The sequence below is a fragment of the Streptomyces sp. NPDC048383 genome (assembly GCF_040651775.1).
In the GTDB taxonomy this organism is placed as follows: Bacteria; Actinomycetota; Actinomycetes; order Streptomycetales; family Streptomycetaceae; genus Streptomyces.
In genome coordinates, this window is record NZ_JBEZKS010000066.1 from 21793 (window position 1) to 44573 (window position 22781).

General features: G+C 74.2%; 15 protein-coding genes and 1 pseudogene. 8 read left to right on the forward strand and 8 right to left on the reverse strand.

The genetic code is table 11. The features are described 5' to 3' along the window. The first annotated feature begins 35 nt into the window (after positions 1-35). A complete protein-coding gene (locus AB0D46_RS33025) occupies positions 36-4697 on the forward strand; it encodes a hypothetical protein (RefSeq protein WP_362882972.1) in 4662 nt (1553 codons plus the stop codon). A 168-nt stretch (positions 4698-4865) separates the two neighbouring features. Here the strand turns inward: AB0D46_RS33025 and AB0D46_RS33030 are convergent. Then, positions 4866-5186: pseudogene (locus AB0D46_RS33030) on the reverse strand (hypothetical protein); the annotation flags it as partial. A 390-nt stretch (positions 5187-5576) separates the two neighbouring features. On the opposite strand from AB0D46_RS33030, the gene AB0D46_RS33035 reads away from it, so the two are divergent. The 4 genes from AB0D46_RS33035 to AB0D46_RS33050 are packed head-to-tail and all read left to right on the forward strand — an operon-like array spanning position 5577 to position 9963. Then, complete coding sequence (locus AB0D46_RS33035; RefSeq protein ID WP_362882973.1) at positions 5577-8447, forward strand: nitrate- and nitrite sensing domain-containing protein; 2871 nt, start codon at positions 5577-5579, stop codon at positions 8445-8447. Beyond that, on the forward strand, positions 8444-8875 hold the full coding sequence (locus AB0D46_RS33040) for a roadblock/LC7 domain-containing protein (protein WP_362882975.1): 432 nt from the start codon (positions 8444-8446) through the stop codon (positions 8873-8875). The genes AB0D46_RS33035 and AB0D46_RS33040 overlap by 4 nt, the downstream gene beginning before the upstream one ends. A gap of 10 nt (positions 8876-8885) precedes the next feature. Next, positions 8886-9338, forward strand: a complete 453-nt coding sequence (locus AB0D46_RS33045; RefSeq protein ID WP_362882977.1) for a DUF742 domain-containing protein — start codon at positions 8886-8888, stop codon at positions 9336-9338. Continuing rightward, the gene (locus AB0D46_RS33050) at positions 9319-9963 is read left to right on the forward strand and encodes an ATP/GTP-binding protein (RefSeq protein WP_362882979.1); all 645 of its coding nucleotides are present in this window, start codon (positions 9319-9321) and stop codon (positions 9961-9963) included. Before AB0D46_RS33045 ends, AB0D46_RS33050 begins: the two co-directional genes overlap by 20 nt. Before the next feature lie 262 nt (positions 9964-10225). Here the strand turns inward: AB0D46_RS33050 and AB0D46_RS33055 are convergent, their stop codons facing one another. The 4 genes from AB0D46_RS33055 to AB0D46_RS33070 are packed head-to-tail and all read right to left on the reverse strand — an operon-like array spanning position 10226 to position 13023. Beyond that, complete coding sequence (locus AB0D46_RS33055; RefSeq protein ID WP_362882981.1) at positions 10226-11416, reverse strand: lipid-transfer protein; 1191 nt, start codon at positions 11414-11416, stop codon at positions 10226-10228. Then, on the reverse strand, positions 11413-11868 hold the full coding sequence (locus tag AB0D46_RS33060; RefSeq protein WP_362882983.1) for a zinc ribbon domain-containing protein: 456 nt from the start codon (positions 11866-11868) through the stop codon (positions 11413-11415). Before AB0D46_RS33060 ends, AB0D46_RS33055 begins: the two co-directional genes overlap by 4 nt. 32 nt (positions 11869-11900) lie before the next feature. Next, positions 11901-12269, reverse strand: a complete 369-nt coding sequence (locus AB0D46_RS33065) for a DUF962 domain-containing protein (protein ID WP_362882985.1) — start codon at positions 12267-12269, stop codon at positions 11901-11903. A gap of 13 nt (positions 12270-12282) precedes the next feature. Then, the gene (locus AB0D46_RS33070) at positions 12283-13023 is read right to left on the reverse strand and encodes a M15 family metallopeptidase (RefSeq protein WP_362882999.1); all 741 of its coding nucleotides are present in this window, start codon (positions 13021-13023) and stop codon (positions 12283-12285) included. A 371-nt stretch (positions 13024-13394) separates the two neighbouring features. On the opposite strand from AB0D46_RS33070, the gene AB0D46_RS33075 reads away from it, so the two are divergent. Continuing rightward, positions 13395-13904: an NUDIX domain-containing protein gene (locus tag AB0D46_RS33075; RefSeq protein ID WP_362882987.1), complete on the forward strand. Its 510-nt coding sequence runs from the start codon at positions 13395-13397 to the stop codon at positions 13902-13904. A 507-nt stretch (positions 13905-14411) separates the two neighbouring features. Here the strand turns inward: AB0D46_RS33075 and AB0D46_RS33080 are convergent. Next, positions 14412-16820 (reverse strand): glycoside hydrolase family 31 protein, encoded by a 2409-nt coding sequence (locus AB0D46_RS33080; protein WP_362882989.1) that lies wholly within the window; start codon positions 16818-16820, stop codon positions 14412-14414. 211 nt (positions 16821-17031) lie between these two features. Here AB0D46_RS33080 and AB0D46_RS33085 point away from each other — a divergent pair, with 211 nt between their 5' ends. Then, on the forward strand, positions 17032-19008 hold the full coding sequence (locus AB0D46_RS33085) for an acetoacetate--CoA ligase (protein ID WP_362882991.1): 1977 nt from the start codon (positions 17032-17034) through the stop codon (positions 19006-19008). Positions 19009-19078: 70 nt separating this feature from the next. After that, positions 19079-20020 carry a hypothetical protein gene (locus tag AB0D46_RS33090; RefSeq protein WP_362882993.1) on the forward strand — a complete coding sequence of 314 codons (942 nt, stop codon included), beginning with the start codon at positions 19079-19081 and terminating at the stop codon, positions 20018-20020. A 70-nt stretch (positions 20021-20090) separates the two neighbouring features. Here the strand turns inward: AB0D46_RS33090 and ptsP are convergent, their stop codons facing one another. Together ptsP and AB0D46_RS33100 are read right to left on the reverse strand one after the other, a co-directional pair. Then, on the reverse strand, positions 20091-21761 hold the full coding sequence (gene ptsP / locus AB0D46_RS33095; RefSeq protein WP_362882995.1) for a phosphoenolpyruvate--protein phosphotransferase: 1671 nt from the start codon (positions 21759-21761) through the stop codon (positions 20091-20093). A gap of 70 nt (positions 21762-21831) precedes the next feature. Next, positions 21832-22281 (reverse strand): PTS glucose transporter subunit IIA, encoded by a 450-nt coding sequence (locus tag AB0D46_RS33100; protein ID WP_362882996.1) that lies wholly within the window; start codon positions 22279-22281, stop codon positions 21832-21834. Between the last annotated feature and the right edge of the window lie 500 nt (positions 22282-22781).

The window sequence follows — 22781 nt, forward strand, 5'->3', positions numbered from 1 at the left end:
GCACGACCTACCAGAGACCACGAGAGTCCGCCGAAATGTACGAGCTGTCCCGGATCCGCCTCTACTCCATCGGGCCCGCCGGCGCGCGCTACGCCGACACCGTGCTCGACCTGCGCGGAGTCGGCGAACCGGTGCCCCATCCGGCGCCCGCCCAGGCGGAGTTCTTCGAGGAGGAGCCCGCCGGCCCGCCGCGGCGACCCGCGCCGGCCGGCGTGCTCTTCCTGGAGAACGGCGGCGGAAAGTCCGTCCTGCTCAAGCTGATCTTCTCGGTGATGCTCCCGGGCCACCGCAACACCCTCGGCGGCGCCAGCTCCGGCGTGCTGCGCAAGTTCCTGCTCGCCGACGACTGCGGCCACGTCGCCCTGGAATGGCAGCACACCCGCACCGGCGAGTGCGTCGTCGTCGGCAAGGTCAGCGAATGGCGCGGCCGGCAGGTCTCCAACGACCCGCGCAAGTTCGCCGAGGCCTGGTACTCCTTCCGCCCCGGACCGGGCCTCAGCCTGGACAACCTCCCGGTCGCCGAAGCCACTTCGGTGCGCCCGCCCGTCGAGGGCGTCTCCGGCGCCCAGGGCCGCCGCCGCACCATGAAGGGCTTCCGCGACGCCCTCACCGAGGCCGGCAAGGCGTACCCGCACCTGGAGGTGTACTGGGAGGAGATCCACGACCGCTGGAACGAACACCTCACCGACGTCGGCCTCGACCCCGAACTCTTCCGCTACCAGCGCGAGATGAACGCCGACGAGGGCGAGGCCGCCGGCCTCTTCGCGGTCAAGAAGGACTCCGACTTCACCGACCTGCTGCTGCGCGCCGTCACCGACACCCGCGACACCGACGGACTCGCCGACCTCGTCCACGGCTTCGGCAACAAGCTGGGCCGCCGGGCCGAGTTGATGGCCGAACGCGACTTCACCGCCGGCTCCGTCGACCTGCTCACCCGCATCGTCGAAGCCGCCGCCACCCGCTCCCGACTGCGGGACGTCCACGCCGGCGCCGAACGGCGTACGCGCACCCTGGCCCGGCGGCTGTCCGCCCGCGCCGCCGGGGAACGCGTGCGCGCCGCCGACCTCGCGCAGCAGGTCACCGGCGCCGCCCACCAGGTGACCGCCGCCGAGTCCGCGCGCGCCCGCAGCGCCGCCGTCTCCGCCGAACTCGCCTACCGGCACGCCTCGCTGGCCCTGACCGTCGCCGACAAGGCCGCCGCCGCCCAGCGGCGCGAGCTGCTCGAAGCCCGCACCCTGCACGCCGCCTGGCAGGCCGCCGAGACCGTGCTGCGCCACCGGGCCGCCGCGGACCGCTCCACGCGCGTCGCCGCCGCCATCCTGGAGGCCGAGCGGGACGCCGCCCCGGCACTGGCCGCCCGCGCCGACGCGGCCGGCGCCCTCGTACGGGCCCTGCACACCGCCGCCGAGCACGGCGAGCGCGCCGCCAACGAGGAGGAGGAGCGTTCCGCCGAGCTGCAACGCCTCGGTGAGGGCGCCCACCGCGACGCCACCGCCGCCGCCACGGCCGCCCAGCGGGCCCGCAGCGAGGCCGAACACCTGCGGGCCCGCCTCGCGGAGGTCCAGCAGGAGACCGCCGAGGCCGTCAAGGCCGGCTGGCTCGACGACTCCGCGCCCGACGCCGACCCGGCGCGCGCCGCGCTCGCCGCCAGCGACGCGGAGAAGACCGCCGTCGCCGCCTGGGACGAGGCCCGCGAGGCCGCCCGCGGCGCCTCCGACGCCGCCCGCGAGGCCGCCGCCGTCGAATCCCGCGCCGAACTCACCGCCGCCCGGGCCGCGGACGCCGCCGACGCGGCCGAAGCCGCCCACGGGGCCGAGGAACGCGCCGCCGCCTCCCTCGCCGGCTCCCCCCGACTGGCCGCCCTCCTGGGCCTCCCGTCCGGGCCCGACGCCGACGTCCCGCGCCCGCGTTCCGGCGCCGGGCCGGCCGACGTGGCCGAACGCGAGCCCGGCGCCGCCGAGAGCGGTTGGCTCACCGCCGAGGACCTCGACCGGGGCGCAGACGACCTGCGCACCCTGCTCGGCGACCAGGTCACCGCCGCCGAACGCCAGCTCTTCGAGCTGCGCACCGCCGCCGCCGACGACTCCCGCATCCTGGCCGCCCTCGGCGACGGCGGCCTGCTGCCGCCCGGCCCGGACGTCCTCGCCACCGTCGAGTACCTCGGCGAACACGGCATCCCGGCCCTCCCCGGCTGGCGCTACCTCGCCCAGTCCGTGGACCCCGCCGACCACGCGGCGGTCCTCGCGGCCCGCCCCGAACTCGTCGACGGCGTCGTGATCACCGACCCCGACACGCACTCCCGCGCCCGCGAGGTCCTCACCGGCGCCGCCCTGCTGCCCCGCTCCACCGTGGCCGTGGGCACCGCCGCCGCCCTGCTGGCCCCCGTCCCGTCGACCGCCGGCCCGGCGGGCGATCCGGACGTCTTCCTGGTCCCGCCGAACCCGGCCATGCACGACGAGCACGCCGCCGACGAGGAACGCCAGGCCCTGCGCGCCCGCGCCGGCGCCCGCGACACCGAGATCCGCGACCTCGCCGCCCGCCTCTCCGGTGACCGGGAGCTCGCCGCCCGCCTCGCCTCCTGGCGCACCGGCTGCCCGCCCGGCCGGCTCGCCGAACTGGCGGGCCGGGCCGCCGCCGCCCGGACGTTCGCCGAGGAGGCCGACGCCGAACTCGCGGAGGCCCGTACCGTCCGCGCCGAGGCCGACGAGGCCGCCGCCGACGCCAACCGGGTACGCGACGACCGGCAGGAGAGCGCCCAGCGCGCCCGCCGCGTCGCCGACGTCCTGTCCGGGCTCGCCCACCGCCTGCGCGAGCGCGCCGGCTGGCAGGCCCGGCTGCGCGAACTCGCCGACGAGGCCGCCGAGTCCGAAGCCCGCGCCGAGGCCTGCCTGGACCGGGCCCGCTCCGCCGACGAGGACCGCCGGGCCGCCCAGCGCGCCGCCGACGACGCCCGCCGCACCGCGCGCGCGCTGCGCGCCGAACGCGCCGAGATCGCCGGCGCCCCCGAACCCCTCCCCGAGGAGCCGCCGGGCGCCGCCAAGGCCCCGTTGCCCGAACTGCGCGAGGCCTACCGCGCGGCCTCCCGGCTCTACGAGAAGGTCGGCGTCGGCGCCGACCTGCGCGCCGAACAGGCCCGCGCCGAGAGCGACGAGAGCGGCGCGCTGACCGAACTCGACCGGCTCACCAACAAGGTGCGCACCCGCGCCGGCCAACTCCTCGAAGGCACCGACGGCGCCGACGGACCCTCCCGGCAGGCCGCGGCCGCCCGCGCCGAAGCCCTCGTACAGATGCTGGAGACGCGCGCGTCCACCGCGAGCGAGCAGCTCGGCCGACTGCGCGGCGAGGCCGAACGGCACGCCCCCGCCGAGGGGGAGGCGCACACCGAGCTGCCCGAGGAACTGGTCCCGGCCGACGTCGAACAGGCCCAGGGCCTGCTGCGCACCGCCACCGCCCAGCTCGCCGCGCACAGCGCGGCCGTCGACGCCGCCCGGTCCGCCCACGCGGACCTGCTGCGCGCCCACCGCGCCGCCGAGGACGGCGCCGGCGGTTTCGACGAGACCGCCGCCATGCTGCGGGACCTGCTGCGCGACCACACCCACCCGGACGACGAGCAGGAACCGGCGCCGCACCCGGGGACCCTGGAGGAGGCCCGGCAGTCCGCCGCCGAGGCCCGCCGCTCCCTGCGCGCCTGCTCGGCCGACCTCTCGGCGGCCGAGTCCGGCGTCCGCGAGGCGAGCGACGTACTCGTCCGGCACGCCAACGCCAACCGCTACGAGCAGGTGCGCACCCCCGCGCGCCAGCAGATCCGCGAACTGCCCGCCTCCGCCCTGCCGGAGCACGCCGCCGCCTGGGCCACCGCCTTCGCGCCCCGGCTGCGCGTACTGACCGACGAGCTCGCCCAGCTGGAACGCAACCGCGACAGCATCGTCGACCGGCTGCGCGGCCTCGTCGAGTCCGCCCTGGCCACCCTGCGCTCCGCGCAGCGCCTGTCCCAACTGCCCGAGGGGCTGGGGGAGTGGTCGGGGCAGGAGTTCCTGCGGATCCGCTTCGAGGAACCGGACCAGGCCGTCCTGACCGAGCGGCTCGGCGAGGTCATCGACGAGGCCACCCGGGCCGCCGTCAAGAAGAACAGCACCGCCTCCTTCGGCGAGGGCCGCCGCGACGGGATGTCCCTGCTGCTGCGCGGCGTCCAGGCGGCGCTGGAACCCAAGGGCATCGCCGTGGAGATCCTCAAGCCGGACGCGGTCCTGCGCGCCGAGCGGGTCCCGGTCGGCCAGATGGGCGACGTGTTCTCCGGCGGGCAGCTCCTCACCGCCGCCATCGCCCTCTACTGCACGATGGCGGCGCTGCGCAGCAACGACCGGGGCCGCGACAAGCACCGCCACGCGGGCACGCTCTTCCTCGACAACCCGATCGGACGCGCCAACGCCACCTACCTGCTGGAGCTCCAGCGGGCCGTGTCCGACGCCCTCGGTGTCCAACTGCTGTACACCACGGGTCTCTTCGACACCACGGCCCTGGCCGAGTTCCCGCTGGTCATCCGGCTGCGCAACGACGCGGACCTGCGGGCGGGCCTGAAGTACATCAGCGTCGAGGAGCACCTGCGGCCGGGGCTGCCCCAACCCTCCCCGGACGGGGAGACCATCCACGGCGAGATCACGGCGACCCGCATGTTCCGCCGGGGCGGCGCTTCGTAGCGCCCCGGGCCGGCCCCGCCGCGCCGGGCCCGGCCCGGGAACGGGTCCGGCCCGGGAACGGTTCGGCCCGCCGCCGGCGCGGGGCCGCGCCGGGCCCGGCTCCCGCCCCTACCGCGGCCGCGCGACGGGTATCGGGCCCCGGCGCTCGCTCCAGCTCCGGCCGGGGGAGGCCGCGCTGCTGGGCTGCGACACCACCCCGTTCCGCTGGTGCCACATCTGCCGGGTGATCCACACGTCCAGCACCCCCCAGGTGGCGACCACCGTCCCGGCGACCCCGCAGATCACCATGGGGAAGGCCAGCAGCGAGCCCGTCAGCGTGAGGAAGAACGTGATGGTGGCCTCCGTCAGGACGACCGCCACGATCAGCACCGCCCGCACCGCGGAGGCCCGCACCGGATCCGGCATCCGGCGACGGCGCGCGGGTTCCTCCACCCACAGGCCGCGCCCCGGCGCCTCGCTCGCCACGCCGTTCTCCTCGTACATCCTCATGGTCCGCCCACTCCCCACCGCGCGGTCCGCAGAGCCTGCTCCCACACCTGCCCGCCCCGCGCGCGCCCACACGTCATGTCAGACGTACGGGGAAGCCGGGAGATTCCCGCATCGCGGACACGACCCACGCCGCCCACCCACCCGGAACGAAGAATTCCAGCCATCCGTCACCTGAAGGGAACCGACACCCCACCGAGTGTCATCTGCCACATATCGGGCCGGACTTGACCGGAACTATGGGACAACTGGTGATCTTAGTGCGAGGGTCAGGCCGAAAACGTCCGGACACCCCTTCGAGGTCGCTCCCTGTCAGTAGTAGGCTCACGCCGTTTAAATGACGGAACACCGACCCCCGAGAAGCGGGTTGAGCTGGGGGAGGCTGGGGAGGCCATGCGCTTTCGCGGGAAATCCATCCGCCGGAAGATCGTGGCGTTGCTCCTGGTGCCGCTCGTCTCCCTGACCGCCCTCTGGGGCTTCGCGACGGTCATCACCGGGCGACAGGCCGTGCAACTGCTCGACGTCGCCTACGTGATCGAGAAGGTCGGCTACCCCGTCGAGGACGTCGCACGGGTCCTGCAGAAGGAGCGCCGGCAGAGCCTCGTCGTCATCGGCGACCCCCGCGCCTCCGCCGCCACCACCGAACTCACCAAGAGCCGGGCCGCCACCGACGCGATGTTCCGCCGGCTCACCGAGAACGCAGCCGACCCCGAAGTCACCGACGAACTCAACTCCCTCACCGCCGGCCGACTGCGCTCCGTCCTCGACGCCTTCCACGGCATCTCGGCGCTGCGCAACTCCGTCGACCGCAACGCCCTCGACCCGGGCCAGGCCCTGGAGCTGTACAGCCGGCTGGTCGACCCCTGCTACGCCTTCCTGATGAACCTCCACGCCCTGGACGACGTCGAGATGGACAAGCAGGGGCGCGCCCTCGTCGGCGCCACCCGGGCCCGCGAGGCCCTCTCCCGCGAGGACGCGGTCATATCCTCCGCCCTCGCGGCCGGCCGGATCACCGCCGAGGACGTCCGCCGGGTGTCCGGCTTCGCCGCGAACCGGGCCCTGCTGTACGAGGTCAACCTGGCGATCCTGCCCGCCGAGGACCGCGGCCTGTTCGAGCAGTACTGGCAGGGACCCGAGAGCAAGGCCCTGCGTGACGTGGAGGAACGGTTCATCGCCGGGGGCGCCGTCAAACCCCCGCGCACCGTCACCGCCGCCCAGTGGGACGAGGCCTCCGGCAAGGTCCTCGACGACCTCGCCGCGATGGGCACCGCCGCGGGCGACCGCTACCAAAAGCGCGTCGAGCCCGTCGCGATGGGCGTCCTGGTCCAGGCCGCCGTCGCGGGCGTCCTCGGCTTCATCGCCCTGGCCGTCTCCCTCGTCCTGTCCGTCCGCATCGGCCGCGACCTGATCCGCGACCTGTCCCAGCTCCGCAAGGACGCCCACGAGGCGTCCGGCGTCCGGCTGCCCGGCGTCATGCGCCGGCTCGCGGCCGGCGAGGTCGTCGACGTGGAGACCGAGGCGCCCCGCCTGGAGTTCGAGAAGGACGAGGTCGGCCAGGTGGCCCTGGCCCTCAACTCCCTCCAACGGGCCGCCGTCGAGGCCGCCGTCAAGCAGGCCGAACTGCGCCGGGGCGTCTCCGAGGTGTTCGTGAACCTGGCCCGCCGCAACCAGGTCCTGCTGCACCGCCAGCTGACCCTCCTCGACACCATGGAACGGCGCACCGAGGACACCGACGAACTCGCCGACCTGTTCCGCCTCGACCACATGACCACCCGCATGCGCCGGCACGCCGAGGGCCTGGTGATCCTCTCCGGCGCCGCGCCCTCCCGCCAGTGGCGCAAGCCCGTGCAGCTCATGGACGTGGTCCGGGCCGCCGTGGCCGAGGTCGAGGACTACGAGCGCATCGAGGTGCGCCGGCTGCCACGCCTGGGCATCGAGGGCCCGGCCGTCGCCGACGTCACCCACCTCGTCGCGGAACTCCTGGAGAACGCGACCGTGTTCTCGCCCCCGCACACCGCCGTCCAGGTCCACGGCGAGCGGGTGGCCAACGGCTTCACCCTGGAGATCCACGACCGCGGCCTCGGCATGAACCCCGAGGCCCTCCTCGACGCGAACCTCCGGCTCGCCGAGACCCCCGAGTTCGAACTCTCCGACACCGACCGCCTGGGCCTGTTCGTCGTCAGCCGGCTGGCCCGCCGGCACGCGGTCAAGGTCGTCCTCCAGCCCAGCCCGTACGGAGGCACCACCGCGGTGGTCTTCCTCCCGGCCGAGCTGCTCACCGAGGCCCCCGACACCAACGGCACCGGCATCCGCCTCAACGGCCTCGGGGGACTGGGCGGCAAGACCCCCAAGGGCGTCAAGGGCGGCCCCGTCGGCAAGGGCCCCCGCCGCCCGGCGCCCCTGGCCGTCGACCGGGGCGTCCCGCCCCGCCCGCTGCCCGCCGGCGTGCTGAACGGCCCCGTCGAACTGGAGGGCCCGCTCGGCGTCCTCGGCCTGGACGCCCTCGACGGCCCGGGCGCCGCCGACGACCTCGCGGCCCTCACGGCGACGGGCACCCGCCCACCCATGGCCACCCTCGACGACGAGACCCCGCCCGGCGGCATCCCCCGCACCGCCCTGCTCGGGCTGCGCTCGGCCGACCGCCCGCACGGCGACCGGCACCCCGGGCGCGGCTCCGCCTGGAAGGGCGACCGGATCGGCGACCGCGGCGCCGACCACCACCACGACCGGGGCGAGGGTGCGGACCCGACCGCCGACGGCGTCCGCACCGCATCCCGGGGCGCCGCCGCCCCCGACCGCGGGCCGGCCGCCTCGACCGGCCCGGTCCGGCTGGAGCGCACCCGCCCCGACACGGCCCGTCCCGACGGGACCGTCCCGCTGCCCCGGCGCCGGCCCACCCCGACCCTGGTCGCCGAGCACGGCCGCCGCGTCGAACCCCGGGCGGTACCGGCGAAGCCCGCGGTCGGCGCCGGACCGGAGGTCGGCCGTACGCAGCCCGCCGCGGGCCCCGGCGGCCTGCCCCGCCGGGTCCGCCAGGCCAACCTCGCGCCCCAGCTCAAGAACGGCCCCGGCGCCGCCGCCGTCGAAGCCACCACCGACCAGGTGATCGACCGCGACGCCGAAGACGTACGCACCCGCATGTCCGCCCTCCAGCGGGGCTGGACCGCGGGCCGCGACCAGCACGCGCAGCAGCAGTCCGAGACCGGGACAGGCACCCCCGCCGCCTCCGGTCCCGCGCACGAGAACGAAGGGGACGGTCGATGACCGCACCGCAGACCGGGAACGACAGCAGGGGCCGCGGCCCGCTCAACTGGCTCCTCGACGAGCTCGTCGACAAGGTCGCCAGCATCCGCAAGGCCGTCGTCCTCTCCGGGGACGGCCTGCCGACGGGCAGCTCCCAGGACCTCACCCGGGAGGACAGCGAGCACCTCGCCGCCGTCGCGTCCGGATTCCACAGCCTGGCCAAGGGAGTCGGCCGACACTTCGACTCCGGCCGGGTCCGCCAGACGGTCGTCGAACTCGACGAGGCCTTCCTGTTCGTCATGGCCGCCGGCGACGGCAGCTGCCTGGCCGTCCTGGCCGACTCCGAATCCGACGTCGGCCAGGTCGCCTACGAGATGACCCTCATGGTCAAGCGCGTCGGCGACCACCTGGCGACCGCCCCGCGCACCGGGCTGCCAGCCGGAGGGTGAGTCGGACCGGATGAGCGAATCAGGACAGGACCACCCCACCGACGCCCTGAGCACGCCGGGAACCCCCGACTCCCCGACCCGGCCCGAGCACCCCCACTGGTTCGACGACGACGCGGGTCCCGTCGTCCGTCCGTACGCCATGACCAGGGGCCGGACCAGCCACTCCGGCCGGCACCGGCTCGACCTGATCGCGCTCGTCATCGCCGAACCGGCGGCCGACGATCCGGTCTGGGACCTGACCCTGTCCCCGGAACACGCCCACATCCTCGGGCTGTGCCGGGAACGCCCCCAGTCGGTCGCGGAACTCGCCGCGGACCTCGACCTCGCCATCGGCGTGGTCCGGGTCCTGATCGGGGACCTCGTCGACGAAGAACTGGTCCACGTGACCCGGCCGGTCCCACCGGCCGAACTCCCCGACGAATCCATACTGCGTGAGGTGATCAATGGCCTTCGGGCGCTCTAGCCGCACCGGCGCGATGCACGCCGTGTCGCCGGTCGAGCCGCTGACCCTGAAGATCCTGGTCGCGGGCGGTTTCGGGGTGGGCAAGACCACCCTGGTCGGCGCGGTGAGCGAGATCCGACCCCTGCGCACGGAGGAACGCCTCTCCGAGCCGGGCATCGGCATCGACGACACACAAGGGGTGGAGGGCAAGAGCACCACGACCGTGGCCATGGACTTCGGTCGCATCACCCTGCGCGAGGACCTCGTCCTGTACCTCTTCGGCACGCCCGGACAGGACCGCTTCTGGTTCCTGTGGGACGAACTGGCGCAGGGCTCGCTCGGCGCCGTGGTCCTCGCCGACACCCGTCGACTCGCCGACTGCTTCGCGGCGATCGACTACTTCGAGCGGCGCGGCATCCCCTTCGTCGTCGCGGTCAACTGCTTCGACGGCGCGGCCCGCCACCCGGTGGTCACGCTCCGCGAGGCGCTCGACCTCGACCCGGGAGTGCCGGTGCTGCTCTGCGACGCCCGTGACCGGGAGTCCGTCAAGGACGTCCTGGTCGGAGTCGTGGAACACGCCATGTCGCTGGCCCGTGAACGCCGTCGCAGCCTGACGGCGGGGGCCCGAGGGGCGGGGGCCCGATGATGTGCGCGGCCTGACGGCGGCAGCCCGCCGGTCGGCCGCGGGCGCCCGACATGGAGGCGGCCCGTACCCCCGCCGACTGGGGTACGGACCGCAGCTCTCATGGGGGGATCGAGGGAGGCCCCGGTCGCGGCGCGGGACCGTGGGGAGAGTGTGAACCCGCCGTCCGGGACCGTCAAGCGTTCGGGCAACACACCCTGTTCACGCCCCGCCCGACCGTCGCGCCGCCGCCCCCGGCGGTCCCCGCGGCCCCGCCCCGCGCGCCTCAGCGCACGGCCACGACCGACGAACCGTGGCCGAACAGACCTTGGTTGGCGGTGATCCCGACCCGCGCCCCCGGCACCTGGCGGGCGCCGGCCGTCCCCCGCAGCTGCCACGTCAACTCGCACACCTGGGCGATGGCCTGGGCCGGCACCGCCTCCCCGAAGGAGGCCAGCCCGCCGCTCGCGTTGACCGGCACCCGGCCGCCGAGGGCCGTCGCCCCGTCCCGTACGAGCTTGGCCCCCTCACCCTCGCCGCAGAGCCCGATGTCCTCGTACCACTGCAACTCCAGCGCCGTGGAGAGGTCGTACACCTCGGCGAGCGACAGGTCGTCGGGCCCGATCCCCGCCTCCTCGTACGCCGCCCGCGCGATCGACGACCGGAAGGAACCCCCGGACGGCGACCCGGCCGTCGCGGAGTCGGTGGCGATGTCCGGCAGGTCCAGCACCGTACGCGGATACGTGGGCGTCACCGTCGACACCGCCCGGATCCGCACCGGGTCCGCGGCCCCGCGCGCCCGGGCGAACTCCATGCTGCTCAGCACCAGGGCCGCGCCCCCGTCCGAGGTCGCGCAGATGTCGAGCAGCCGCAGCGGATCGGCCACCACCGCCGAGGCGGCCACCTCCTCGGCGCTCACCGGCTTGCGGTAGCGGGCGTTCGGGTTGAGTGCGCCCGCCGCCGCGTTCTTCACCTTGACCAGCGCGAAGTCCTCGCCGGTGTCCCCGTACAGGGCCATCCGGCGGCGGGCGTACAGCGCGAAGTACGCCGGGTTCGTGGCACCCAGCAGCCGGAACCGGAGCCAGTCCGGATCGTCGGGCCGTTCGCCGCCCGCCGGGGCGAAGAACCCCTTGGGCGCGGCGTCGGCGCCCACCACCAGCACCACGTCGGCCAGCCCCGCCAGGATCTGCGCCCGGGCCGCGCCGATCGCCTGTGCCCCGGAGGCGCAGGCCGCGTACACGCTCGTCACCCGGGCGCCCTGCCAGCCGAGGGCCCGGGCGAAGGTGGCGCCGGCGACGTAGCCCGGGTAGCCCGAGCGGACGGTGTCGGCGCCGACGATCGACTGCACGTCCGTCCACTCCAGGCCCGCGTCGGCGAGCGCGGCGAGGGCGGCCGCCCGCCCGTACTCGACGAAGCCGCGACCCCATTTGCCCCACGGGTGCATCCCGGCCCCGAGGACGGCGACGTCGGCGCTCACGAGGCCGCTCCCACCGGCCGGAACCGCCAGGTGGTCCAGACGGTTCCGGCGTCCTCGTTCAGCACGCCGGCCACCACCTCGACCTCCGTCCCGACCGCCAGATCGGCGACGCCCACCCCGGGCACCGCCTGCCCCAGCACGACCATCCCCTCCGCCTCCAGCTCCACCGCGACGAGCGTGTACGGCTCCCAGGGCACCTCGGGGTCGGACACGTACGGCGCGGGCGGCCGGTAGCGCCCGTCGGTGCAGGACCAGACCCGGCCCCGGGGGGACAGCGGCACCTCGACGAGCGCGCCGCCCCCCGCGCAGTGCGGATTGCGGCAGTACGCGTCCTCGCGCGGGAAGAACACCGCGGCGCAGGCCGCGCAGCGGGTGCCGAGCAGGCGGAAGCCACCGTCCGGACCGTCCTCGGTGAACCACCCGTCCACGACGGGTGTGCGTGTGCGTGCCAAGGCCCCTCCCAGGTACGACCTCTGACGGGTCGTCAGGAGTCTGTCACGGGTGAGGCCTCCTGACACGGGTTCTCGGCGAGCCACTTGCGGGCGATCTCGCCCAACTCGGCGTCCCGCCCGGCCAGCATCATCCGGATCATCCGCGCGTCCCCGCGCAACGACCAGGCCGGATTGCCGAAGGTGGCCGGGTTGTTCCCCTCGATCAGGAAGTGCGCCGGCCAGGCGGTCCCGTACCCGATCAGCGGCAGCGCGGCGAGGTAACGCTTCCTGCCCCGCGCCACCCCGTAGGCGCTCAGCGCGAGGCCGGTGAGCGTGCCGGTGAGATGGATCCAGCGGGTGGCGGCCCGGGAGTGCATCGCGACGTAGTACGGCCAGAATTCCTCGTACGAGCTGAAGGTCATGCGGGCACGGTACTCACGGGCGGACGGAGGCGACAGCGACCGGGACGTCGAAATACGCATCCGGATACGCCTCGGGCCGGTACGTGAAGTGCCACCACTCCACGGGCAGGTTCACGAACCCCTGCGCCCCCAACACCCGCTTCAGCACCTGCCGGTTCTCCCGCACGGCCCCGGACACCCGGGGATCGTCGGTGTGCGACAGGGAGCCGAAGAAGTCGAACCTGGTCCCCATGTCCACCTCCCGCCGGGCGGGCAACCGCACCAGCGTCACGTCGACCGTGCTCCCGCGACTGTGGCCCGACCGCGCGGCGATGTACCCCTCGGGGATCAGCCGCGCCTTGTCGACCTCGGGATAGAACTCGGCCTTCGTCGACTGGTCCGCCGCGTCCCCGGCCCAGCGCACGAACCGGTCCACCGCCCGCTGTGGCCGGTAGCAGTCGTACACCTTCAGCGAGTACCCCGCCCGCAGCACCTCCCGCTGCGCCCGCCGCAACGCCTCGGCGACCGGCCGCGCCAGGAGGCACACGGGCTCCTCGTACCCGTCGACCACCGCTCCGGTGAAGTTCCGCGACCCGGCGTACCGGATGTCCTCGACGACACTCGGATCGACCTCCCGCAACGCGACGAACCGCGGACGCGGGCCGGCCGCCGGGCCGGGGGCGCCTGCCGTGCCCGCGGCGCCCGCCGTGCCCGTCGGGGCTGTCGCCGTGCTCGGCGTTCCAGGGGCCGCCCCTGTCGTGACGGGTTCGCCCACGGCGGCCGTGTTGCGCGGCGCGCGTGCCGTGTCCTGCGCCCTCGGCGTCCCGGATGCCGCCGCCACCCCTTCCGTCGCGCTCCACGTCCGGGCGGCGGCCGCCGCTCCGACCGGGCCCGTCGCGCTCGCCGTTCCCGTGCGGCCTGCCGCGCTCGCCGCCTCCTCGCTGCCCGCCGTACTCGCCGTGTCCGCGGCGTGCGCCGTGCCTGCCGTGTCCGCGGTGTCCGCGGCGTGCGCCGTGTCCGCCGTACTCGCCGTGCCCGCGGCGTGTGTCGGTAGCCCGAGCAGCGCCTGTGCCACCCATACCGCCGCCACCACCCGCACCGCGACAACCACCCTCATCCTCATGCCCCTTGGCATACCATCGCCGCATGCCGGCACACCTGAGGGACTCGCACTGCTCCACCTGCGGAGCCCCGTTCGACACGTCCGACTGGCCCCGCACCTGTGCCGGCTGCGAAACGACCGCCTACCGCAACCCGCTTCCGGTGGCCGTCGTCCTCCTCCCCGTCGAGGACGCCTCCGGCACCGGCCTCGTGGTCATCACCCGCACCATCGAACCGTCCCTCGGCGGCGTCGCCCTACCCGGCGGTTTCATCGACTTCGGTGAGGACTGGCGCGAGGCCGTCGCCCGCGAACTCCGCGAGGAGACCGGCATCGAGGCCCCGGCCTCCGATGTCGCGCTCGCCGACGTGATGACCTCCCCGCGCGGCCACCTGCTGGTGTTCGGCCTGCTGCCGCCGCGCCCCCGCGCCTCTCTGCCGCCGTCCGTCCCGACCGACGAGACGACCGGCTGGCACGTCCTGCACACCCCCTCGGAACTGGCGTTCCCCCTCCACACCCGGGCGGCGGCCGCCTGGTTCGCGGGCCGCTACACCTGACCGGGCCGGGCCCCGGCCCCTCACCCCGTCCGGGCCGGCCACGTACCCCCTCAGGTGGGGTCCCGATCGCGCCGGACCCAGCTGCCCCGCCCGCCCCGGGTGGGGCAGCTGGCATCTCGGAGACGGCCCGACCCGATCCCTTCCGAACGCCCGACCCCGACTCCCGGCAGGAGCCCGGGCCAGGACGAAGCGGGCCCGCAGCTCCCGACCGCGCACCTGCCCGTGTCGGCGCTCCACCCCCTGACGCCGCAGCTCCGCCAGGACAGTCGCCGACGTCCCCACCCCGACCACCGTTCCCGCCGCCACCGCACCCCCGGCCACCATCGCCCCACCCGCCACACCGCCCTCACCGGGCTCGCCCCGACCATCACCGGCCTCCTCCCCGCCCCTGCCCCGCACCCCGTCCGGTCCACGGTCCGACCCCGGTCCCAACCACCCGGGCCCGCCCCCCTCCAGCCGCACCACACCCCCGCCGCAGCCCCGAACCCCACCGTCCCCCCTCGGAGTTCACAGGCCGCGTACCGTCACACCCCGCACGGGCTCGCCCGTCTCGTCCTCCACCACCACCGACTCGCCGACCCACCGCACCACGTACCGCTCCACCGTGCCCGGCGCGAACCCCGACCCCGCGTCCCGGATCACCACCCCGCCCCCCGTCCGCCCCCGCGCCGGAGCCCACGCCTCCAGGACCACCGACCCCTCCGCGCCCCGTACCGGCAGGACCGATCCCGCCCGCGCCAACACCGGCACCCGGCCCCGCGGAGCATCCAGCAGCACCTGCCCCGGTCCCTCGTACGCCACCCCCGTCACCGTGTCGTACCAGCGCCCCCGCGGCAGCCGCACCGCCCGCCGGTCCGCCCCGCACTCCAACACCGGCGCCACCAGCAGCGCGTCACCCAACAGGAACGCGTCCTCGCAGTCCCGCAGCACCCGGTCCTCCGGATTGCCCCACCACAGCGGCCGCACGTACGGAGCCCCCGTCCGCCGTGCCAGATGCGCCAGCGTCACGAAGTACGGCCGCAGCCGCTCCCGCTCCGCCAACACCTCCGCGGCCCGTTCCGTCACCTCCGGCCCGAACTCCCACGGCTCCCGCCGCCCCGCCGATAGCGCCGAATGCGTACGGAACAACGGCAGGTAGGCCCCCAACTGGAACCACCGCAGGTACAGCTCCGGCGACGGCGACCCCCCGAAGCCCCCGACGTCCGGCCCCGAGTACGGCACCCCGCACAGCCCGAGGCCCAACACCAGCGCCAGCGACGCCCGCAGTCCCTCCCAGCTGCTCTCCACGTCCCCGGACCACGAGCCCCCGTAGCGCTGCATCCCCGCCCACCCCGACCGGGAGAACAGGAACGGCCGCTCGTCCGGCCGCAGCCGCGTCAACCCCTCCCACCCCGCCCGCGCCATCCCCAGCGCGTACACGTTGTGCCCGGACCGGTGGTCCCCGCCCGCCCCGTCCATCACGTGCCGGGCCGACCGCGGCAACGTCGGATCCCCCCACGGCGCGAAGGAGACCGGCTCGTTCATGTCGTGCCAGAAACCCGAGAACCCCTGCGCGAGCCGTTCCCCGTACAGGTCGCCCCACCACTGCCGCACCGCCGGATCCGTGAAGTCCGGGTACGCGCACTCACCCGGCCACACCTCGCCCCGAACCTCCTCACCCCGCGCGTCCCGCACGAACGCGCCCCGCGCGCCCACCGCCCGACCCGACGCGTGCAGCGGATCGCCCGCCTTCACCGCCGGATCCACGATCGACACCAGCCGCACCCCCTGCCCCGCCAACTCCCGTGCCAGCCCCGGCAGATCGGGGAACGCCTCGCGGTCCACCGTGAACACCCGGTGCGCGTCGTGGTGGTCGATGTCCAGGTGTACGGCCGCCAGCGGCAACCCCCGCTCCCGGTACCCCGCCACCACCCGCCGCACCTCGGCCGCGCTCCCGAACCCCCAGCGCGCGTGCTGGTACCCCAGCGCCCACTCGGGCGGCACCGCCGGCGCGCCCGTCAGCCCCGACCACCCCTGGAGCACCCGCGCCGGGGTCCCCGTCAGCACCCAGCAGCGGGCCGGCCCGCCCTCCAGCCGCAGCTCGCTCGTCCCGACCCGGTCCACGCCCGACCCGGCCCCCTCCTCACCCTCCCGCAACACCATCCGCCCGTCCCACGAGTTGTCGTAGAACGCCAAGTGCGTGCCCACGTCCGCGACCACCACCTGGACGGGCATCGTGACGTACAGCGGATCGTCGCCCGGCCCGAAGGCGCCCCCCGGATCCGTGTTCCACAACCGGTACGTCCCGTCGCGCAGCCGGGGCCCCGACGCCCGCCCGCCCAGCCCGAAGAACCGGGCATCGGCCGGCACCTCCGACCGCTGGAGTCGGCGCGGGCCCTGCGCCGCCGCCCCGTCCGGGGGCCGCCCGCCCACCCCCTCGCCGTCGCACCCGTCCGCCCCTGACGCCCCGGCTCCCACCGGATCCCACCAGCGCGGCGGCAACTCCCGCCGCAACATCGCCCCGCCCGGCGTCCGCACCTCCACCGCCCCGTGCCGGGACACCGCCACCATCACCCGCTCCGACACCACCCGCCAACCGCCCCCGGTGTCCGGCTCCAGCACCGCCCGGGGATCGGGCTCCGGCCCGCCGCCCACCACCGCGTACGACGACCCCGGCTCCGCCCCGTCCCAGCCCCAGAACACCGCCCCGCCCACGGTCACCCGTACCAGCAGCTCGGAGCGCGCGAACCGCAGTACGCCGCCGCCCGGCAACGCCCGCGTCCCCTCCAGCAGCCCCGGCACCCGCGCCCGCTCCGCACCCCGTCGCGGCAGGGCCACCGCGTCGGCCCGGCGGCGGCGCAGGGCCGCGCGCCAGGCGCGCCGCCCGCGCGCCGTACCGATCTCTTTCACCGCACGTACCAGATCACTACCGTCCATGCGGATCACCCTGCCACCGGCCCCGGTCCGAGCGGGCGGCGTTCAGCTGCCGTTCACCCGCGACGGGACCGGGCCCGACCGCACGGGACACCTCTGGTGCGTATGTCGATCACATGGCATCGTCCCAGTGAGCCGTCGCGCGAACACCCACGCCGCGGTGGCACCGTACGCACACGAAGCGCGAGCCGCAGACTTGACCGGGAGCCGACCCATGACCTCAGCCACCCCGCCGGAACCCCTCTGGTCCCCGGCCCCCGACCGGATCGCAGCGGCCCGGATCACCGCCTTCCAGGCCTGGGCGGCCGAACGGTTCGACGCCCCCGCCGACGGCGGCTACCCCGCCCTGCACCGCTGGTCCGTCGACGAGCTGGACGTGTTCTGGCAGGCCGTCGCCGAATGGTTCGACGTACGGTTCACCACCCCTTACGAGCAGGTCCTCGCCGACCGCTCCATGCCCGGCGCCCGGTGGTTCACCGGCTCCACCCTCAACTACGCCGAGCACGCCCTGCGCGCCGCCGAGGACCCCGCCCGCGCCGCGGAACCCGCCCTGCTCTCCGTGGACGAGACCCACGAGCCGACCCCCCTCACCTGGGCCGAGCTCCGCCGCCAGGTCGGATCGCTCGCCGCCGAACTGCGCGCCCTCGGCGTCCGCCCCGGCGACCGCGTCAGCGGCTACCTCCCCAACATCCCGGAAGCGGTCGTCGCCTTCCTCGCCACCGCCGCGGTCGGCGGGGTCTGGACCTCCTGCGCCCCCGACTTCGGCGCCCGCAGCGTCCTCGACCGCTTCCAGCAGGTCGAACCCGTCGTCCTCTTCACCGTCGACGGCTACCGCTACGGCGGCAAGCAGCACGACCGCCGCGACACCGTCGCCGAACTGCGCGCCGAGCTCCCCTCCCTGCGCGCCGTGGTCCACATCCCCCTCCTCGGCACGCCCGCTCCCGAATCCACCCTCACCTGGGCGGACCTCACCTCGGGCGACACCGAGCCCGTCTTCGAACCGGTGCCCTTCGAGCACCCGCTGTGGATCCTCTACTCCTCCGGCACGACGGGCGCCCCCAAGGCCATCGTCCAGTCCCAGGGCGGCATCCTCCTCGAACACCTCAAGCAGCTCGGCCTGCACTGCGACCTCGGCCCCGGCGACCGGTTCTTCTGGTACACCTCCACCGGCTGGATGATGTGGAACTTCCTCGTCTCCGGCCTGCTGACCGGCACCACCGTCGTCCTCTACGACGGCAGCCCCGGCTACCCCGACACCGGCGCCCAGTGGCGCATCGCCGAACGCACCCGCGCCACCCTGTACGGCACCTCCGCCGCCTACGTCATGGCCTGCAAGAAGGCCGAGGTGCACCCCGCCCGCGACTTCGACCTCTCCACCGTCAAGTGCGTCGCCACCACCGGCTCCCCGCTGCCGCCCGACGGCTTCCGCTGGCTCCACGACGAGGTCGCCGACGACCTGTGGATCGCCTCCGTCAGCGGCGGAACCGACGTCTGCAGCTGCTTCGCGGGCGCCGTCCCCACCCTCCCCGTCCACATCGGCGAACTCCAGGCCGCCTGCCTGGGCACCGACCTCCAGGCCTGGGACCCGTCCGGCAAGCCCGTCACCGGCGAGGTCGGCGAGCTCGTCGTCGCGGCCCCCATGCCCTCCATGCCGATCCACTTCTGGAACGACGCCGACGGCAGCCGCTACCGCGACAGCTACTTCGAGATGTTCCCCGGAGTCTGGCGCCACGGGGACTGGATCACCCTCACCGACCACGGATCCGTCGTCATCCACGGCCGCTCCGACTCCACCCTGAACCGGCAGGGCGTCCGGATGGGCTCCGCCGACATCTACGAAGTCGTCGAACGCCTCCCCGAGATCAAGGAATCCCTGGTCATCGGCCTCGAAGAGCCGAACGGCGGCTACTGGATGCCGCTCTTCGTCCACCTCGCCCCCGGCGCCACCCTCGACGAGGCCCTGCGCAAGAAGATCGCCAGGACCATCCGCGAGCAACTCTCCCCGCGCCACGTCCCCGACGAGGTCATCGAGATCCCGGCCGTCCCCCACACCCTGACCGGCAAGCGCATCGAGGTGCCGGTCAAGCGGCTCCTCCAGGGCACCCCCCTGGCCAAGGCCGTCAACCCGGGCTCCGTGGACCACCCGGAGCTCCTCGCCTTCTACGAGGAACTCGCCCGCACCCGGGGCTGAGCCCAGGCCCGATGTCAGTGCCCCTGATTACTCTGAGTGAGCAAGTCGTCACGACACTCAGGGGGAAACCATGTCAGGCACGCACCACACCCCACCACCGGCCACCGCCGCGGGCACCGCGCCCCGCAAACGGACCTCCCGGCGCCGCAGCCTGCGCCGCGAAGTCCCCAGCACCGTCGGCCTCCTCGCCGACGCCGGGGACTTCGCGGCCATGCGGGACTACCGCAGCTTCGGCTTCGACCACCACGACGACTACGGCGACTACCTCCGCCAGGTCGACGCCCTCCTGAAGTCCCTCGCCGCCCAGGGCATCCACACCACCGTCGCCCTCTTCGACCCCGAGGAGTACGCCGACTACTGCGCGGAACACGACCTCGACCCCGACACCCCCCGGACCCGTACGCGCTTCACCGCCGAACTCGCCGGCGGCGGACCGGCCCTGCCGTACACCGGCCAACCCATCGAGGAACTCGTACCGCTCCTCGTGGACGAAGCGGTCCGACAGGCGACCTGGGAGTGCGCCACCATGCTGCTCACCGGCGTCGGCACCTGCGCCGACTGCGGCCAGGACATCGGACAGGCCTCCTTCGAACGGGCCGCCGGCATCCTCGACCGCCTCCTCGCCGGAGCCGGGCCGGGCCGGCACCACCTCGTCTGCAGCGTCCCCACCGCACAGGAACAACTCGTCGTCGTCCTGCACGCGGAGATCACCGAAGACCCGCCCGGCCCGCCCCGGACACCACCCCGCGACAGCCTGGACTTCGTGACGGTGCTCGCCGCCGGCCTCGCCCTCGGCGGCCCCGGGGGACTGGTGCTCCGCAGCACCACCGACGGCTTCCGCGACCGGGTCCACGGCTGGCGACTCGACCGGGGCCGACTGGTCGCCCTCACCGCCGCCGCCGTCTTCGACGCCTACTGCACGGACGCCGACACCGGCGAACCCGTGGCCCCCGAACCGGGAGTCGAGTACTGCCCGGGATACGAGGCCGACGTCCCGGGCCCCCACCACTGAAACGGCCGAGGGGCCCCCGCCACCGGCGAAGGCCCCTCGACTGCGATGCGACTGCGATCGAACCGTCCGGCTATTCCCCGGACAGCACCGCCTGGGCGGCCACCCGGGCCTCCTCGGCGGTGTCCGACGCACGCGCCGCGGCAGCGGCACGCTCGCACTGCGCGAGCGTGTACTTGGCCAGCGTCGCGCGGACGTAAGGAATGGACGCGGCACCCATCGACAGGGAGGTGACACCCAGACCGGTCAGCACACAGGCCAGCAGCGGGTCGGCCGCCGCCTCGCCACAGACACCACAGCTCTTGCCCTCGGCCTTCGCGGCGTCCGCGGACATCGCGATCAGGTCGAGCAGCGCGGGCTGCCAGGGGTCCTGCAACCGCGAGACGGCGCCGACCTGACGGTCGGCGGCGAAGGCGTACTGCGCGAGGTCGTTCGTGCCCAGCGACAGGAACTCGACCTCCTGCAGGATCGAACGCGCCCGGAGCGCGGCGGAGGGGATCTCCACCATCGCACCGAACTTCGCCCGCAGACCGGCCTCGCGGCACGCCTCCGCGAACGCCTTGGCGTCGGTCCGGTCGGCCACCATCGGGGCCATGACCTCAAGGTAGACCGGCAGCCCCTCGGCGGCCTTGGCCAGCGCGGTGAGCTGCGTACGCAGCACGTCCGGGTGGTCCAGCAGCGCCCGGAGCCCGCGCACGCCGAGCGCCGGGTTCGGCTCGTCGGCCGGCGTCAGGAAGTCCAGCGGCTTGTCGGCGCCGGCGTCCAGGACGCGCACGACGACCCGACCCTCCGGGAAGGCTGCGAGCACCTTGCGGTACGACTCGACCTGCTTGTCCTCGGACGGCGCCTTCTTGCTGTCGTCCAGGAACAGGAACTCGGTGCGGAACAGACCCACACCCTCGGCCCCGGCCTCCACCGCCGCCGGCACGTCGGCCGGACCGCCGACGTTGGCGAGCAGCGGCACCTTGTGCCCGTCGGAGGTCGCGCCCGGACCGGACGAGGCGGCCAGAGCGGCCCTGCGTTCGGCGGCCGAAGCCTCCAACTCGGCCCGCTTCTCCGCACTCGGGTCCACGAACAGGTCACCGGTGCTGCCGTCCACGGCGATGAGGGTGCCCTCGGCGATCTCACCGGCACCCGGCAGCGCCACGATGGCCGGCACCCCCAGCGCCCGCGCGAGGATCGCGCTGTGGCTGGTCGGCCCGCCCTCCTCGGTCACGAAGCCGAGGACCAGCGCCGGGTCGAGCAGCGCGGTGTCGGCGGGCGCCAGGTCCCGGGCGATCAGCACGTACGGCTCGTCGCTGTCCGGGACGCCCGGCATCGGCACGCCCAGCAGGCGCGCGACGATCCGGTTGCGCACGTCGTCCAGGTCGGCCACCCGGCCCGCCATGTACTCGCCGGCACCGGCGAGCAGGACGCGATAGGCGGCGAACGCGTCGTAGATGCCGCGCTCGGCGGTGCTGCCGACGGCGATCCGCCGGTCCACGTCCGCCATCAGCTCGGGGTCCGTGGCGATCATCGCCTGGGCCTCGAGCACGTGCTGGGCCTCGCCACCGGCCAACTGACCGCGTGCGATCAGGTCCGCCGAAACAGCCTCCACGGCCTGACGGGCGCGCCCCTGTTCGCGCTCCGCCTCATCCGCGGTGATCTGCCTGGCCGGCGGTTCGAGGACCGCCGTACCCATGTGCCGCACCTCGCCGATCGCCACACCGTGGCTCACGCCGACGCCTCGCAGCGTTGTCTCCATTTCACCGTCTCCGATTGAGCGGCGGCCCCAGCCGCCGCGATGGATGTCCGACCCGCCGTGCAGGGGACGCTTACCGCCAGCTGAAGAGCGCGTCGTCAGCCTTCACGTCGCCGGACTCGACGACGTCGGACAGCGAGTCGGCCGTCGCCTCCAGCGCCACGACGGGACAGATCGGCGACTTGCCGGCGGCCTCGACCGCGGCCGGGTTCCAACGGATGACGCCCTGGCCGCGCGTCACGGTGTCGCCCTTGTTCACGAGCAGCTCGAAGCCCTCGCCGTTGAGCTGGACGGTGTCGATGCCGAGGTGGGTGAGCACACCGTGCCCCTCACCGTCGACGACCACGTACGCGTGCGGGTGCAGGGAGACGACCACACCATCTACGGGGGACACCGCCTCCGAGGGCTCGCGCACGGGATCAATGGCCGTGCCCGGTCCCACCATCGCGCCGGAGAACACCGGGTCGGGCACTGCCGCGAGTCCGATGGCGGTCCCGGCAAGTGGGGACGTCACGCTGGTCATGGGGGCCTCCCAGGGGTGGGGCTTCATCGTGTCGCCGTCACTACCTGTCGCGAACGGCATACTCTTCAGAAGGATATGTCAAGGGCTGTACCGGTTCGCCCGATGTTGGTCCTGACTCGGACGGACCTTTGGCACGGAGACTAGTGGACTAGACCGGTGGACTAGACCATACGCGTGAAACGATTTGCCTGGACACGGACGGCCCTGTACTGTCGTGACTCCCGCCGGGACGTGTCGTGTGAACATCTCGCGAACGTCCGATGGACGGGATTCCTCCTCCAGCAGTAAGGATCCAAACTCCCTCAACCTCCGCGTGCCCATTTTTGTGCAACGGATCGTGGTCGGGGGGACGGAAAAGCGCTGATAGAGTCGGAATCGCCGGAAAGGGAAAGTGCGAAAGCGCAGGACCTGGAAAGCACCGAGGAAATCGGGCCCGAGAGAGTCTGATAGAGTCGGAAACGCAAGAACAGAACAACACAGAACGAAAGCCCGGAGGAAAG